Consider the following 16,050-nt stretch of genomic DNA (forward strand, 5'->3'; position numbering starts at 1 on the left):
CTTGCCTTCCCGGAAGGGGTCACAGCTCGGCTGTGGCCCCTTCCGGCGTTAACGGGCAGGCGGCGCTGATGGTCACGCTCCGGCAAGCGTCTGCCCTGGGCGATAGGCTGGAGAACATGCCGAAGCGTCATGGTGAGTTCAAGGTTCCCGGAGGAAAACTGGTCGTCGCGGACCTGGAGGTGAGCGACGGAAAACTGGCGGACGTCTCCATCAGCGGTGACTTCTTCCTGGAGCCGGATGAGGCCCTGGACGCCATCAACGCCGCCCTGGAGGGCTCGCCCGCCGACTCTCCCTCCAGCGTCCTGGCGAGCCGCATCAAAGACGCGCTGCCGGTCAACGCGCAGCTCTTCGGGTTCAGCCCGGAATCTGTCGCCACGGCCGTCCGGCGGGCCTTGGGTCTGGCCAGCACGTGGCGGGATCACGAGTGGGAGGTGATCGGCCCCGGCGTCCTGCCCACCGAGGTGAACGTCGCCCTCGATGAGGTGCTCACCCGGGCCGTCGGGGCGGGAGAACGCCGCCCCGCGCTGCGCTTCTGGGACTGGGAGGAGACCGCCGTCGTCATCGGCAGCTTCCAGTCGTACCGCAATGAGCTGAACCCCGAGGGCGTCGCCCGTCACCACGTCAACGTGGTGCGCCGCATCAGCGGCGGCGGGGCCATGTTCATGGAGGGTGGCAACTGCATCACGTACTCCCTGTACCTGCCGCAGAGCCTTGTGGATGGCCAGAGCTTCGAAGCGTCGTACGCCTTCCTGGACGCATGGGTCATCGAGGCCCTCGAGCGGGTGGGCGTGAAGGCCCGGTACGTCCCCCTCAATGACATCGCCACGGACCAGGGCAAGATCGGCGGCGCCGCCCAGAAGCGGCTCGCCAACGGCGGCATGCTGCATCACGTGACCATGAGCTACGACATCGACGCGGACAAGATGGTGGAGGTCCTGCGGATCGGGCAGGAGAAGCTCTCGGACAAGGGCACGCGGAGCGCGAAGAAGCGTGTGGATCCGCTCAAGCGCCAGGCCGGCCTGGACCGGCTGGCCATCATCGACGTGATGATGGAGGTCTTCGCCGAACGGTATGGCGCCGTCCGGGCCGAGCTCAGCGACGCCGAGCTGACCGCCGCGCGCGAGCTCGCCGCGAGCAAGTTCTCCACGCCCGAGTGGCTGCACCGCGTGCCATGAGAGGCACCATCGTGACGCTCGGCGGTGGCGGGTTCTCCATGTCCGAGGACGGCGCCTCGCTGATCGATGATCAGATCCTCACCCTGAGCGGCTCGTCCCGGCCGAAAGTCTGCTTCGTGCCGACCGCGAGCGGCGACGACGGCGGCTACATCCGGCGCTTCGAGCACGCCTTCTGCGGGCGCGCGACGACGTCCGTGCTGTCGCTCTTCTGCCGGGACCCGTGGGGTTACACCGACCCGGCCATGATCCTCGACCAGGACGTGGTCTATGTGGGCGGTGGTTCCACCGTGAACCTGCTGGAACTGTGGAGACGGCACGGTGTCGCGGAGCTCATGGCACAGGCCGCGGCGCAGGGCACGGTGCTGGCCGGCATCAGTGCCGGGATGAACTGCTGGTACGAGGCGTCCTCGACGGATTCCTTCGGCCCCCTGGCGCCCCTGAACGATGGGCTCGGCCTGCTGCGGGGGAGCGCCTGCCCGCACTATCGTGGCGAGCCGGGACGTCGTGAGCGGTACCTGGGCTGGGTCGCCGACGGATCCCTGCCGGCGGGTTACGCGGTGGACGACTACGCCGCGCTGCTCTTCCGGGACGGGGAACTGAGTGGTGGCTTCGCAGAGCGCCCGGGCAGTCAGGCCTTCCGCGTCGAGCTCGATGCCGGGTCCGCCGTCGAACGCGAGATCCCGCTGCAGCTGCTCAGCTGAGCGGTGAAGCGCAAGGAGGGGCCCGGCGGATGATCCGCCGGGCCCCTCCTTGCGTTCTCAACCGGAGCCGGTCAGACCTGCGATCCCGCCGCCTGCGCCTTCAGGGCGCGGACCAGCTTGTCCCGCTCCTCGAGGATGAGGCGGCGGAGTGCGCGCGGTGCGTCCTCGTGAGCGGCGAGCCACTGGTCGCACTGCACGACCACGGGGTGCTCGGCCGGTGCCTGACCGGGGGCGAGATCCTGGGCATCCGGGAAGAACCCGAGGACCAGGCGGCTCGCCATCCCGATGCTCATCGAACTCCACACGCTCGTCAGACGTTCGAAATACGGCTCCACATAGGGCGCCAGCAGCCTGCTGGAACCCGTCATGAAACCGGCGATCGTCGCACTGAAGTTGCGGTTGGAGAGCTCGGTGTCCGGGCCGCACGCGGCCCAGGCTTCGGCCTTGGCCTCGGCGGTGGGCCGGGCTGCGACGGCCAGGGCGTGGCCGGCGCGGGCGTCCGCGTTGTCCTCGCGGGCCAGTTCCGCGTCGAGGGCGGGCCGGTCCAGTCGCCCATGAGCGGCCAGGGCCTGCAGCGCGGCCCAGCGGAGCTTGGTGTCCAGGACCAACCCGTCCACCTGGCGGCCACCGCCCAGCAGGCCGGTGATCAAGTGAAGGGCCTCGCCGCTGTGCAGGCTGAGAGCCATGACGCACCGCGCCCACGCGAGTTGGGCATCCGAGCCGGGTTCGGCGTCCTGGAGGCGCGCGACGGCGGTCCGCGTCAGTTCGTCCCGCAGCGAGTCGCGGCCGTCGGCCGGCACGTAGTGGTTGACCGCGAAGACGGCGTTGCTCAGCACCGACTGGAGGACGCCGATGGTGCCCTCCGTGTGAGCGAAGCGCATCGCCATGCGGAGGTACTCCTCGGCCGGGCGCTGGCCGTCCCGGGTGGCGCTCCACACGGCGTTCCAGGCCAGGGCCCGCGCCATGGGATCGTCCAGGAGGTCCAGCTGCCCGGTGACGGTCTCGTAGGAGACGTCGTCCAGGCGGATCTTGGCGTAGCTCAGGTCGTCGTCGTTCAGCAGGGCCAGCGCGGGACGGGGGCGGCCGGTCAGGGCCTCGACCTCGGTTTCGGCGCCGTCGACGTCCAGGTCCAGCACCTCGGTGCGGACCAGGCGTCCCTGTGCATCCGGCTCGTACAGGCCGAGACGCAGACGGTGCGGGCGCAGGGCGGTGGCTCCGGTGACCGGGTCCACCGCGTCCTGGACGATGCCCGCGGCGGTGATGACGCCGTCGTCGTCCTGGATCTCCAGACGCAGTGTCGAGATGCCGGAGGTCTCCAGCCAGGCCTCAGACCAGGACGCGAGTTCCTTGCCGGAGGCGGCGTCCAGTTCGTGGAGCAGATCGGCCAGAGTGGTGTTGCCGAACTCGTGACGCTTGAAGTAGCTGCGGGCGCCCTCGACGAAGGCGTCGAAGCCCACATACGCCACCAGTTGCTTGAGCACCGCGGCGCCCTTGGCGTAGGTGATGCCGTCGAAGTTCTGCTTGGCGGCTTCCAGATCGGGGATGTCCGCGACCACGGGGTGGGTCGTGGGCAGCTGGTCCTGGACATAGGCCCAGGCCTTGCGCTGGTTGGCGAAGTTCACCCACGAGGTCGTGAAGTCACTGGCGCGGTCGACGCCGAGGGTGCCCATGAAGTCCGCGAAGGACTCTTTGAGCCACAGATCATCCCACCACTGCATGGTGACTAGGTCGCCGAACCACATGTGCGCCATCTCGTGCAGGAGGGTGTTCGCGCGCTGCTCGTACTGGGCCTGCGTGGCCTTCGACGCGAAGACGTATTCCTCGGTGAAGGTAACAAGACCAGGGTTCTCCATGGCGCCGAGGTTGTATTCGGGCACGAAGGCCTGATCGTACTTGCCCCACGGGTAGGGATAGTCGAAGAGTTCAGAGAAGAAGTCCAGACCGCGCTTGGTCTGGGCGAAGAGAGTGTCCGTGTCGAAGGACTCCGCCAGCGAAGCGCGGCAGAAGAGCGCCAGCGGCACCACGAGCGGTTCGCCATCGGCATCTGTGCCGGTCCAGCTGTCCTCGGCCTTGAAGTACGGCCCCGCGAGCACGGCGGTGATGTAGGTGCTCAGGGGGAGCGTCTCGGCGAAGTCCCAGCGTGCGGCCCGTGCATCACTGGCCAGAGGAGTGCGGGCCGTCTCGGCGCCGTTCGATGCGACGTGCCAGTGCGCCGGTGCCGTGACGTGGAAGGTGTAACGGGCCTTCAGATCGGGCTGTTCGAAGTTCGCGAACACGCGCCGGGCATCCGCCGGCTCGTACTGCGTGTAGAGGTAGGTCTTGCCGTCCGCGGGATCCACGTAACGGTGCAGGCCCTCGCCGGAGCGGCTGTACAGGGCTCGGGCCAGGACGGTCACCTGATTGAGCTCCCGGAGGCCGTCCAGACGGATCCGGCTGCCTTCGACCACCTCGTCCACGGGCAGCTTCTTGCCGTTCAGGAACACCGCCTGCACGCTGTCCCCGATGAAGTCCAGGAAGGTGGAGCCGCCGGGGCTCGCCTCGAAGGTGATGACGCTCTCGCTGGGGAACCAGGCGACAGCCGGGTCCTCGGCGTCGCGGACGTCCAGGGTCACGTCATAGCTGAGGGTCTTCACCGCGGCGGAGCGGTCCTGCGCCTCGAGGCGTTTCAGATTCTGGTTTTGCACCCGAACATTTAACCATGCACGGCGGTCACGGCCGGTTAAGTGGCGCCTTCACCGGCCGGCCGCCGTCGCTTCATCGCGGTGAGCAGGTCACCACGGGGACGGCTTGTAGTCCTTCAGGAAGACGCCGTACTGGTCTTCGCCGGCCTCGCCCATCACGATCGGATCGTAGACCCGGGCCGCGCCATCCACCAGATCCAGAGGTGCGTGGAACCCCTCGTCCATGAGTCGGACCTTGGTGTAGTGCGGGCGCTCGTCCGTGATCCAGCCGGTGTCCACCGCGGTCATGAGGATCTGATCGCTCTCGAACATCTCGCCCGCGCTCGTCCGGGTCATCATGTTCAGGGACGCCTTCGCCATATTGGTGTGCGGATGGCCCGGGCCCTTGTACGCGCGGGAGAACTGGCCCTCCATGGCGCTCACGTTCACCACGTACTTGCGCCGGGCGGTGGAGCGGCGCATGGCGTCCCGCAGGCGGCTGACCAGCAGGAACGGAGCGGTCACGTTGCAGAGCTGGACTTCCAGCATCTCCAGCGGGTCCACCTGGTCCACCACCTGCGTCCACGAGTTGATGGTGGCGAGGTCGGGGACCAGTCCGCCGGCGTCGATGGCGGTGCCGGCCGCGATGCGGTCAAGCGACGCCGAACCCGTCGACAGCGCGAGTGACGTGATCGCATCGCCCGCCAGCACGGGGTGCTCCAGGACGCTCGAGGCCAGGGCCAGGGGGTGCTTGTCATGAGCGTGCCCGAAGGTCACCAGTTCCGGACCGCCGTTGCCCTCCTGCAGGGCGGCGGGCAGGGGCTCGTCCTCGGCCTCGACGAGCGGCTGATAGGCGTTGCCGGAGCGGCGGACGGTCTGGGCCGCGTTGTTGATGATGATGTCGAGCGGTCCGGCGGCGGCTACGGAGTCGGTGAGGGCCATGACCTGGGAGGGATCACGCAGGTCGATGCCCACGATCCGCAGGCGGTGCAGCCACTCGGCGCTGTCCTCCATGGCGGCGAAGCGGCGCGCCGCGTCCTTTGGGAAACGGGTGGTGATCGTCGTGTGGGCGCCGTCGCGCAGCAGCCGCAGTGCGATGTACATGCCGATCTTGGCGCGGCCGCCCGTCAGCAGTGCCCGGCGTCCCGTGAGATCGGTGCGTGCGTCCCGCTTGGCGTGGCTCATGGCGGCGCAGTCCGGGCACAGCTGGTGGTAGAACGCATCCACCTGGGTGTAATGCTGCTTGCAGATGTAGCAGGGGCGGGACCGGATGAGGTGGCCCGCGATCTCACCCGTCGCCGAGCTCTTGAGCTTGTTGCCGCGCGTCTCGTCGTCGATCCGGTCCGGGGCGGCGGTGGCGGTGAGCGCCATGACGGAACGGTCCGCCTCGGCGATCGCGTCGCGCTTCTCATTGCGCCGGTGCCTCTTCACGGCCTTGAACATCTTGCCGGTGGCCCGGCGGACGGCGATGTAGTCCGGATCCTCTTCGTCATAGACGTGGATCGTGTTGAGGACTTTGAGGCAGGCTTCGATCTCATCCGGCGTGAGTTCGGGGGTGGTCATTTCCCCTATTTTAGTGGGCCGGGCCCACTGCTCGGAACGCGAGCGACGGCGGCCCGGGCCGGACCGCCGTCGCGCGCGGTGAATCTGTGCGCCGGGCGCTACGAACCCTTCGCGTTCAATGTCACCTCTGCGGCGGCGTCCTCGGTGGAGTCCGCGTCCTCATCAGACGTCGTCTCTGTTGTCTCAGTCTGGACCAGGGAGACCTTGTCGATGGCCGCTTTGAGCTCGTCGTACTCCTCGACGGCGGCCTTCACGCTCTCCGGGACCGTGCCCCGCAGGCTGCGGGACAGGGCGAGCTCGTCCTCGTCCGGTTCCGGGACCGGCTGTCCCTTCGACAGCACCGTGATCCCGGACTCGGTGACCTTGAAGCCGCGGGCCTCGTCCAGTTCCCGGTCGACGCCGATCGTGGCGCCCTTCGGGATCCGGACGTTCTTGTCCAGGATGGCGCGGCGCACGATCGCCCCTTCACCCACGTACACGTTGTCCATCAGCACGGAGTCCAGGACGCGGGCGCCGGCCTCGATGTAGGCGTCGTTGGACAGGACGGATCCCTCGACGATGCCGCCGGAGACCACCACGCCGTTCGCGACGATGGAGTCCAGTGCGGTGCCGACCGTGTTGTTGCGGCCCTTCACGAACTTGGCCGGCGGGGAGATGGTCTGCCGGGTGAAGATCGGCCAGTCGCGGTTGTAGAGGTTGAACACCGGCACGGGGGAGATGAGGTCCATGTGGGCGTCGTAGAACGAGTCGATGGTGCCCACGTCGCGCCAGTAGGTACGGTCGCGTTCGGTGGCGCCGGGGATCGAATTGGTGGTGAAGTCGTAGACGCCGGCCTCACCGCGGGAGACGAAGTACGGGATGATGTCCCCGCCCATGTCGTGCTTCGTGTCGGTGCGCTCGGCGTCGAGCGTCAGGGCCTCCACCAGGGCGTCCGCGTCGAAGACGTAGTTCCCCATGGACGCGAGGAACTGATCCGGAGCGGCGGCCAGGCCGGGGGTGCTCGCGGGCTTCTCCACGAAGGCGGAGATCTTGGAGGCGTCCTCCTGATCGACCTCGATCACGCCGAACTGGTTGGCCATCTCGAGCGGCTGGCGGACGGCGGCGACGGTCGCCTTCGCGCCGCTGGCCACGTGCTGCGCCACCATCTGCTGGAAGTCCATGCGGTACACGTGGTCCGCGCCGACGACGACCACGATGTCCGGCTGCGCGTCGTGGATCAGGTTCAGGGACTGGTAGATCGCGTTGGCGCTGCCGAGGAACCAGCTCTTGCCGATGCGCTGCTGCGCCGGAACCGAGGCCACATAATTCTGCAACTGGGTGGACAGACGCCACGTCTCGGAAATATGCCGGTCAAGGCTGTGCGACTTGTACTGCGTCAGCACCACGATCTTGAAATAACCGGAGTTCACCAGGTTTGACAAAGCAAAGTCAATCAGCCGGTAGCTGCCCGCGAACGGCACCGCCGGTTTAGCCCGGTCAGCCGTCAGCGGCATGAGCCGATTGCCCTCTCCGCCGGCCAGGACTATTGCAAGGACTTTTTTCAGTGCCATATGGGTACTCCTGCGTACGTTCCGAGTGTGACGGCCGTCATGTAGACCACCGAACAGCTTTCACACTAGATCAGTTGGGCACTTGGGACTACGTTGTAAACGTGCGAATCGATATTGTTTCCAAAGAATTTCCGCCTGATATTTATGGCGGTGCCGGAGTGCACGTTGCCGAGCTGAGTCGTGTCCTCGCTTCGCACGTCGATCTGCGGGTTCACGCCTTCGGCGCGCCCCGCGACACCGACTTCCACGGTGCCACGGTCAGCACCTACGAGACCCCCGTGGAGCTGAAGGATGCCAATCCCGCGGTCCAGACGCTCGGCGTCGATCTGAGCATCGTGCCGGACGTCGCCGGAGCCGACCTCGTCCACTCCCACACCTGGTATGCCAACATGGCCGGCCACCTGGCCTCGCTGCTGCACGGCATCCCGCACGTCCTGAGCGCCCACAGTCTGGAGCCGCTCCGGCCCTGGAAGGCCGAGCAGCTGGGCGGCGGTTACCGTCTCAGCTCCTGGGTCGAACAGACGTCCTACGAGGCCGCGGCCGCCATCATCGCCGTCTCCGAAGGCATGCGCCAGGACATCCTGCGCTGCTATCCGAACGTCGACCCGGCCAAGGTCCACGTCGTGCACAACGGCATCGACGTCTCCCTCTGGGAACGCGATGAGGACGACGACGCCGTGCGCGCCCTGGGCATCGACCCTTCCCGTCCCAGCGTGGTCTTCGTCGGCCGCAACACCCGCCAGAAAGGCGTCCCGTATCTGCTGCGGGCGGCGCAGCAGCTTCCCGCGGACGTCCAGCTCGTGCTGTGCCTCGGTGCGGCGGACACCCCGGAACTCGCCGCCGAGACCGCAGAGCTGATCGCCGGTCTCCAGGCTGAGCGGGATGGCGTCGTGGTCATCGAACGCATGCTCCCGCGCCGTGAGCTCATCCAGGTGCTCAGTCACGCGACGGCGTTCGCCTGCCCGTCCATCTACGAGCCCCTGGGCATCGTCAACCTGGAGGCCATGGCGTGTGGCGCTGCCGTCGTCGCGAGTGCGACGGGTGGCATCCCCGAGGTGGTGGCGCATGGCGAAACCGGTCTGCTGGTGCCGCTGGAACAGGTCACGGACGGCACGGGGACGCCTCTGGATCCGCAGAAGTTCGTCGATGATTTCGCGGCCGCCCTCAATGAGGTGGTCTCGGATCCCCAGCGGGCCCACGCGATGGGTCAGGCGGGCCGTCGTCGTGCCGAGGAGAACTTCTCCTGGGATTCGATCGCCCAGACGACCCTCGACGTCTATCGTTCGGTGTTGCCCCAGGACGGCGACCAGAGCTGACAGTGACGAGAAAGCCCCCTGCACCGCACGGTGCAGGGGGCTTTCATGTGACCGGCTACTTCCTCTTGGCACGCTCCAGGAGGACCTTCTCGTCCACCGGGGCGTCTCCGGAGGCCCGGAGGGTGCGGTAGTACGCCCGTGCTTCGTCCTGACGGATCAGCTCGGCGCCGCTGCCCACGGTGGAGCGGATGTGCTCTTGGCCGTAGCCGAACGCGTCCACCAGATCCAGGGCGTGGGGCCGGAGGCGCACCAGCAGACGGTTGATGTAGTCGCCGACGGTGCGGGCGCGCTGCATCGACAGGCGGCCGTTCATCAGGTACCACGAGAGGTGCTTCTCGATCAGCGAGAGGCCGAACAGATCGCGGACCCAGGTCAGGACCTCGCGGGTGCCGGCGTCCTCGATGGTGCGCAGGCCCTCGGTGAAGGCCTCCCACTGCAGGAGTTCGGCGTGCGCGCGAGCCGCCTCGATCAGTTGGTCCTGGTGCTCGTTGAACAGGGCGGCGGCCTTGGCCTGCGGCAGCTTGTTCGCACCCTTGAGCGCGGCGCCGACCTCGGCGACCATGCTCTGGACGCGGCTGGTCAGCAGACTCCGCTGGCTCTCCTCGTCCTTGAGCGCCAGGGCGGACTTCTGCGGCAGGCCGGTGTCGGCCACGAACTGCGCCACCTGGCGCAGGCCCGTGCGGTTGAGCGCGACGTCGGACGCCTGCGCCGCGACGAAGCGCGCCATGACGCCGAAGTCGACGTTCCGGAACTCCTTGGCGTAATCGGCCAGCAGGCGCTTGGCGACGAGCTGGAGCAGCACGGTGTTGTCACCCTCGAACGTCGCGTAGACGTCGAGGTCCGCGCGGAGCGAGGCGAAACGGTTCTCGATCAGGAACCCGGCGCCGCCGCAGGCTTCCCGGCATTCCTGGAGGGTGTCCAGGGCATGCCAGGTGCTGAGCGGCTTGAGGGCCGCGGCCAGCGTCTCCAGGTCCTGACGGTCCTCGTCCGTGTCCTGCTTGCCGGAGAACACGGCGTCGAACTTCTCGAGCAGCTGCTCGTGGGCGAAGCTCGCCGCATACGTGGTGGCGAGGCGGGTGAAGAGACGGCGCTGGTGGCGCTGGTAGTCCAGCAGCACCTCTTCGTCCACGGGGGAGCCTGCGTTGAACTGGCGGCGCTGGCTCGCGTAGCGGATGGCCGACGCCAGCGCGATCTTGCTGGCGGCGACGCTCGCGCCGTCCAGGGAGACGCGGCCCTGCACCAGGGTTCCGAGCATGGTGAAGAAGCGGCGACCCGGGCTCGCGATGGGGGAGGTGTACGTGCCGTCGGCGGCGACGTCGCCGTAGCGGTTGAGCAGGTTCTCACGGGGGATCCGGACCTGGCTGAAGTGCAGCCGGCCGTTGTCGATGCCGTTGAGGCCGCCCTTGACGCCGTCGTCCTCGCCGCCGATGCCGGGCAGGAACTCCTTGGTCTCGGCGTCACGGATCGGGACGTAGAAGGCGTGCACCCCGTGGTTGACGCCCTGGGTGATCAACTGGGCGAAGACCACGGCGGCGATGCCGTCCTTGGCGGCGTTGCCGAGGTAGTCCTTCCAGGCCGCCTTGAACGGCGTGTTGATCACGAACTCTTCCGTGGCCGGGTCGTAGGTGGCCGTGGTGCCGATGCTCGCGACGTCCGAGCCGTGGCCCATCTCCGTCATGGCGAACGCGCCGGGCGTCTCGAGGGACATGATGGAGGGCAGCCACTTCTCGTGGTGCTTCTCGGTGCCGAGGTGCAGCACCGCAGCCCCGAACAGGCCCCACTGGACCCCGGCCTTGATCTGCAGGGAGGGATCGGCGGTCACCAGTTCTTCGAAGCCGGCGATGTTCCCGCCGTGGTCATCGGAGCCGCCGAAGCGTGCCGGGAAGGCGCGGTGCACGGCGCCGTGATCCACGAGTCCCTTCAGCTGCTCGAACACCCGGGCGCGGTGCTCCACGTGGGTGATGCCTTCGATCTTGTGGAACTCCTCCTTGCCGGCCAGGGCCCGCGCTTCGCGGCGGACCTCCGCCCAGGTGCCGAGGAGGCGCTCGCCCAGGAGCGCGACGTCCACCCGGGGTTCCTTACCGGCGTCCTGCTTCTCACTGCGGCGCACGTTCTGGAGTGCTTCAGTCATGGTGCTCTTCCTTTCCGGTGGTCGGGGCAGGCCCGGGTGCGGAGCCCGCGTGCCTGGATTCGAGGGGTTGGTCTGTGGGGCCGGGCGCCGCGACCATGGGCCGCACGCCGTCGACGAGCCAGGAGGTGAGCGTGGTCGCCATCTCCGCCTGGCTGGGCCGCTGGGGACCGGTCGGACTCAGGAGCCACTGTTCACCGGCGGCCCGCACGAGCCCGATGGCCGCGCGGGGCCAGTAGTCCAGCAGGGCGCCGGGTTCGGCCAGAAGCTCTTCCATGGGCTGAGCGATCATGTCCGTCACCGCGTTGAGGAAGTGGCCGAAGGTGGCGTCCTGCGCGGGACCGGGGCCGTCGTTCTCCCCGCTGCTCCGTTGCGTCACGAACGCGTAGACGTTGGGAGAGGTCTCGGCCATCTGCAGATAGGCGTTGACCATGGCGAACAGGCCTTCCGCGGGGGAAGTCGCCTCCTGGACGGCTTCGCGGATCCTCGCCTGCATCCGGTCCAGGACCACTTCTCCGACGGCCTGCTGCAGACCGGACTTGTCGCCGAAGTAGCGGTAGAACACTGATTTGGAGGTGCCGGCGGAGGAGGCGATGTCCTCCATGGAGGCTTCCGGCCCGAGGCGGTGCACCGCTCGCCGGGCGGCGCGGATCAGTTCCGCACGGCGCTGGAGGCGGTGGTGCTGCCAGCGGGCGGCTCGGCCGTCCGTGCTGGCGGGGGATTCGTCGTCGCCGGGCGCCTCGGGTTCTGCCGGGAAAGGCTGCCGGGACGCGGCGCGCTGCTGTGTGACGGGGTTCACGATACCCAGCGTATCAGGTACGCTGGGTATCAGTAACTCTTCGATTGAAAACCCTGCCGCACGGGCGCCGGAAAGCCGCCCGTGCAGAACGGAGCGGAACATGACCACCGTACGGAAGGCCGTCGTCGTCGGCGGCAATCGCATCCCCTTCGCCCGCGCCAACGGCGCGTACGCCACCGCCTCCAATCAGGACATGCTCACCGCTGCTCTGGACGGGCTCGTGGCGCGGTTCGGACTGCAGGGTGAGCGCATCGGCGAGGTGGCCGCCGGGGCCGTGCTGAAGCACTCGCGTGATTTCAATCTGACCCGCGAAGCGGTGCTGGGCTCAGCCCTGGCTCCCGGCACCCCCGCCTATGATCTTCAGCAGGCCTGCGCCACCGGACTGGAGACCGTGCTGGGACTCGCCAACAAGATCAAGCTCGGCCAGATCGACTCGGCCATCGCCGGTGGCGTCGACTCCGCGTCGGACGCCCCGATCGCCGTGAGCGAGGGACTCCGCCGGGTCCTGCTGGAACTGAACCGCGCCAAGACCGCTCAGCAGAAGCTCAAGGCGCTCTCCAAGCTGCGCCCCAAGGACCTCGCGCCCAACGCTCCTGGCACCGGCGAGCCGCGCACGGGACTGTCCATGGGCGAGCACCAGGCCATCACGACGGCGGAGTGGGGCATCACGCGTGAAGCGCAGGATGAGCTCGCCCTCGCCAGCCACAAGAATCTGGCGGCCGCCTACGACCGCGGCTTCTTCGAGGACCTCGTCACCGCCTACCGCGGTCTGAGCCGTGACTCGAACCTTCGCGCGGACACCTCGCTGGAGAAGCTCGCCAGGCTGTCTCCCGTGTTCGGCAAGAGCCTGCCGACCCCGGCCACGATGACCGCCGGCAACTCGACGCCCCTCACGGACGGCGCCTCCGCCGTGCTCCTGGCGTCGGAGGAGTGGGCCGATGAGCACGAGCTGCCGAAGCTCGCCACCGTGCTGGACGGGGAGGCCGCCGCGGTCGACTTCGTGCACGGCAAGGAGGGCCTCCTCATGGCCCCGGCGTACGCCGTGCCGCGGATGCTCGCGCGTCAGGGCCTGACCTTCGACGACATCGACTTCTTCGAGATCCACGAGGCCTTCGCCGGAACGGTCCTGAGCACCCTCGCGGCCTGGGAGGATCCGGAGTTCTGCCGTGACCGTCTCGGCGTGGACGCACCGCTCGGCGCGATCGACCGTGCCAAGCTCAACGTCAACGGCTCCTCGCTGGCGGCGGGCCACCCCTTCGCGGCCACGGGCGGCCGCATCGTCGCCACCCTCGCCAAGGCCCTGCACGAGAAGGGCCAAGTGGACGGACGTCCGGCGCGCGGCCTGGTCTCGGTCTGCGCGGCCGGCGGTCAGGGCGTCGTCGCGATCCTCGAAGCATACTGAGCGGCAGGAACGGAACATGGCAGACAAGTACACCGAATTCGTCAGCCGCGGCTTCGGCCGCGACCTCGCCAAGAAGCTGGGGCTGCCCCAGCCGGCGGTCCTGCGCCGCTACACCCCGGGACAGCCTCTCCTGGAGGGCCCCGTGGTGGTGCTCGGCCGTGGATCCGGCGCCGACGGGGTCGCCTCCGCACTGCTGGGCTGGGGCCTGGACGTCCGGCGGTCCGTGGGCGGCTCGGAGAAGCTCGCCGCGCTCGTCCTGGTGCTCGACGGTCTGACCCACCCGTCGGATCTTTCGGCGCCGGTGCTGGAAGCCGGACAGCTGCTGCGTCAGCTTCGCCCGTCGGCGCGCGTGGTCACCCTCTCGCGTGCACCTCGCACGGCGAGTGACCCGGCGACGTCGGCGGCCCGCCGCGCCGTGGACGGTTTCGTCCGGTCCCTGGCCAAGGAGCTCCGGGCCGGGGCGACGGCCAACGGGCTGGTGCTCGAAGAGGACGTCCCCGCGGACAGCCCGGCAGCGCTCGGAGCGCTCCGCTTCTTCCTCTCGGCACGCTCGGCCTTCGTGGACGGGCAGTTCCTCGAGATCACCAACTCGCCGGCCGTTCCGGACCGAGGAGAACGGCCCCTGGAAGGGCGGGTCGCCGTCGTCACGGGCGCCGCGCGGGGCATCGGCGCCGCGATCGCCACGACTCTCAGCCGCGACGGCGCGCGCACCATCCTGGTGGACGTTCCGGCGGCGGGGGAGCAGCTGGCGCAGGTGGCGAACCGTGTGGGCGGCATCGCCCTGCAGGCGGACATCACCGCCCCGGACGCCGCGGCGAAGATCCTGGCGCTGGCGGAGGAACGGTTCGGCCGACTGGACGTCGTGGTGCACAACGCGGGCATCACCCGGGACAAGCTCCTGGCCAACATGGACCCCGGGCGCTGGGAGAGCGTCATCGCCGTCAACATCGCCTCGCAGCTGCGCATGAATGAGGAGTTCCTCGCGTCGGAGCTGTTCAGCGACCGCCCACGCATCGTGAGCCTGGCCTCCACCTCCGGCATCGCCGGCAACCGCGGCCAGACCAACTACGGCGCGTCCAAGGCGGCCGTGATCGGCATGGTGCAGGCGACCGCCGCGAGCATGGCCCGTCTCGGTGGCACCATCAACGCCGTGGCTCCCGGTTTCATCGAGACGGAGATGACGGCGCGCATCCCCTTCGCCACCCGGGAGGTGGCGCGCCGCCTGAATTCGCTCCAGCAGGGCGGACAGCCCGGCGACGTCGCGGAGGCGATCGCCTTCCTCGCGAGCGACGCCGCCGGTGGCGTCAACGGCGAGGTGCTGCGGGTCTGCGGACAGAATCTGGTGGGGGCATGAGCGCCGAGCAGACGGTCATCCTGCAGGAGATGCCGTCGCTGGCCAAGCTCTACCTCAACGCGGCCGGGGCCGCGGCGAAGCAGAGGCTCCTGAAAAAGGACCAGCCGCTCACCGTGCCGCGTGCCGTGCACGAGGTGCAGTCGGTGACGGTGGACATCGACCACGTCACGGCGTTCCAGCGCCTCGTCCACGGGACGGTGCGCACCGAGCTGCCGTCCGCGTACGTCCACACGCTGGCGTTCCCGGTGGCGATGAGCGTCATGACCCGTGACGATTTCCCGCTGCCGCTGCTCGGGCTCGTGCATCTGGAGAACACGGTGGAGCACTACGACGCCATCCCGTTCGGCGCCCGCCTCACGGTGCGCGCCCACGCGGACGGTTTGCGGGCTCATCGCGCCGGGACCCTGGTGGACATGGTCGCCGAGGTGCTCGACGCCGGAAGCGGGAGGCTTCTCTGGCGCGGCACCTCGCGGTACCTGGCCAAGGGGGTCTTCCTTCCCGGCGTCGACACCGCCGTGCCCACCGCCGAGCGGGAGGACTTCCGCCCGCCGGTGCCCACGGGACTCTGGCGGCTGGGCGTGGACACAGGCCGGGACTATGCCGCAGTGTCCGGTGACTACAACCCCATCCACCTCAGCTCGCTGAGCGCCAAAGCCCTCGGCATGAAGACGTCGATCGCGCACGGGATGTACTCCGTGGCCCGGGCGCTGGCCGAGTCCGGCCACGACAGCGACGCCGGGATCCGCTGGCACGTCACCTTCGAGGCGCCGGTGTACCTGCCGGCCACGGTCGCGGTCGGCATCCGCGATGAGGAAGCCGACGGAGAGTGGGCCGGCACGGAGTTCCAGGCGTGGAATCAGCGCAGCGCCCGGCGGCACTTCCACGGAACCGTGGCGCCGCTGAGCGGCTCGGAGTCCTGACCCGCTGACGAGACGGTGGGCCGACGGCCGGGAGATCGCCCAGCCGCCGGCCCTCCGTGTGTCAGCTTCGTGCGTCTGCCGGGCCTCGTGCCCGGACGACAGAAGTGCCCGGCCCCTCGGGGGACCGGGCACTTCCGCTGTGACGGACTCGATGAGTCCTAGTCGACGACCACTTCCTTCTCCAGGAGACGGGAGGTCTCGTCGTGCCATTCACGGCTCAGGGGCTTCAGAGTCGCTTCGACCGCACGGGCGTGGTGCCCGCAGAAGAGAAGCTCTCCGCCAGAGGCCTCAAGCACCACCCGGACAAACGCCTGGGCGCCGCAACGGTCGCAACGGTCAGCCGCGTTGAGCGTACGTTCCGCAATTGCTGTTGACATCGGGGCCTCCTTCGAAAGTTCTGTACGTCTATATAACCAGCGGACAGGCCCGAACCATGCCACAATTCGGTCTCTTTCGCTCTGCGCGTAGTCGGGCGGCCCGTG

The 16,050-nt window shown here is 68.6% G+C and carries 12 protein-coding genes; 6 read left to right on the plus strand and 6 right to left on the minus strand.

Annotation, left to right across the window (positions count from 1 at the left end):
• Positions 1-116: 116 nt before the first annotated feature.
• Both lplAB and BLV63_RS09850 read left to right on the plus strand, forming a co-directional pair.
• On the plus strand, positions 117-1,175 hold the full coding sequence (lplAB, locus tag BLV63_RS09845) for a lipoate-protein ligase LplAB (protein WP_254780541.1): 1,059 nt from the start codon (positions 117-119) through the stop codon (positions 1,173-1,175).
• Positions 1,172-1,876: a Type 1 glutamine amidotransferase-like domain-containing protein gene (locus BLV63_RS09850; RefSeq protein ID WP_066212214.1), complete on the plus strand. Its 705-nt coding sequence runs from the start codon at positions 1,172-1,174 to the stop codon at positions 1,874-1,876. Before lplAB ends, BLV63_RS09850 begins: the two co-directional genes overlap by 4 nt.
• Before the next feature lie 71 nt (positions 1,877-1,947).
• Here BLV63_RS09850 and pepN read toward each other — a convergent pair whose 3' ends face one another.
• The 3 genes from pepN to glgC all read right to left on the minus strand — a co-directional run bounded on the left by pepN (position 1,948) and on the right by glgC (position 7,649).
• Positions 1,948-4,560: an aminopeptidase N gene (gene pepN, locus BLV63_RS09855; RefSeq protein ID WP_066212216.1), complete on the minus strand. Its 2,613-nt coding sequence runs from the start codon at positions 4,558-4,560 to the stop codon at positions 1,948-1,950.
• Between the two features lie 87 nt (positions 4,561-4,647).
• Positions 4,648-6,099 (minus strand): SDR family NAD(P)-dependent oxidoreductase, encoded by a 1,452-nt coding sequence (locus BLV63_RS09860; RefSeq protein WP_066212217.1) that lies wholly within the window; start codon positions 6,097-6,099, stop codon positions 4,648-4,650.
• A 98-nt stretch (positions 6,100-6,197) separates the two neighbouring features.
• On the minus strand, positions 6,198-7,649 hold the full coding sequence (gene glgC, locus BLV63_RS09865; protein WP_082724064.1) for a glucose-1-phosphate adenylyltransferase: 1,452 nt from the start codon (positions 7,647-7,649) through the stop codon (positions 6,198-6,200).
• 101 nt (positions 7,650-7,750) lie between these two features.
• Here glgC and glgA point away from each other — a divergent pair, with 101 nt between their 5' ends.
• Complete coding sequence (glgA, locus tag BLV63_RS09870; RefSeq protein WP_066212219.1) at positions 7,751-8,965, plus strand: glycogen synthase; 1,215 nt, start codon at positions 7,751-7,753, stop codon at positions 8,963-8,965.
• 55 nt (positions 8,966-9,020) lie between these two features.
• On the opposite strand, the gene BLV63_RS09875 is transcribed toward glgA, so the two are convergent.
• Positions 9,021-11,096: an acyl-CoA dehydrogenase family protein gene (locus tag BLV63_RS09875; protein WP_066212221.1), complete on the minus strand. Its 2,076-nt coding sequence runs from the start codon at positions 11,094-11,096 to the stop codon at positions 9,021-9,023.
• Positions 11,089-11,892, minus strand: a complete 804-nt coding sequence (locus BLV63_RS09880; protein WP_074784224.1) for a TetR/AcrR family transcriptional regulator — start codon at positions 11,890-11,892, stop codon at positions 11,089-11,091. Before BLV63_RS09880 ends, BLV63_RS09875 begins: the two co-directional genes overlap by 8 nt.
• A gap of 100 nt (positions 11,893-11,992) precedes the next feature.
• Here BLV63_RS09880 and BLV63_RS09885 point away from each other — a divergent pair, with 100 nt between their 5' ends.
• From BLV63_RS09885 to BLV63_RS09895, 3 genes are read left to right on the plus strand one after another with little or no spacing between them, the layout of a single operon-like run.
• On the plus strand, positions 11,993-13,294 hold the full coding sequence (locus BLV63_RS09885) for an acetyl-CoA C-acetyltransferase (protein WP_066212224.1): 1,302 nt from the start codon (positions 11,993-11,995) through the stop codon (positions 13,292-13,294).
• A 16-nt stretch (positions 13,295-13,310) separates the two neighbouring features.
• Complete coding sequence (locus BLV63_RS09890; RefSeq protein ID WP_066212227.1) at positions 13,311-14,648, plus strand: 3-oxoacyl-ACP reductase; 1,338 nt, start codon at positions 13,311-13,313, stop codon at positions 14,646-14,648.
• The gene (locus BLV63_RS09895) at positions 14,645-15,568 is read left to right on the plus strand and encodes a MaoC family dehydratase (RefSeq protein ID WP_066212228.1); all 924 of its coding nucleotides are present in this window, start codon (positions 14,645-14,647) and stop codon (positions 15,566-15,568) included. Before BLV63_RS09890 ends, BLV63_RS09895 begins: the two co-directional genes overlap by 4 nt.
• 158 nt (positions 15,569-15,726) lie before the next feature.
• Here BLV63_RS09895 and BLV63_RS09900 read toward each other — a convergent pair whose 3' ends face one another.
• On the minus strand, positions 15,727-15,945 hold the full coding sequence (locus BLV63_RS09900; RefSeq protein WP_066212230.1) for a DUF7455 domain-containing protein: 219 nt from the start codon (positions 15,943-15,945) through the stop codon (positions 15,727-15,729).
• Between the last annotated feature and the right edge of the window lie 105 nt (positions 15,946-16,050).

Source organism: Arthrobacter woluwensis, assembly GCF_900105345.1.
GTDB classification, from domain to species: domain Bacteria; phylum Actinomycetota; class Actinomycetes; order Actinomycetales; family Micrococcaceae; genus Arthrobacter_E; species Arthrobacter_E woluwensis.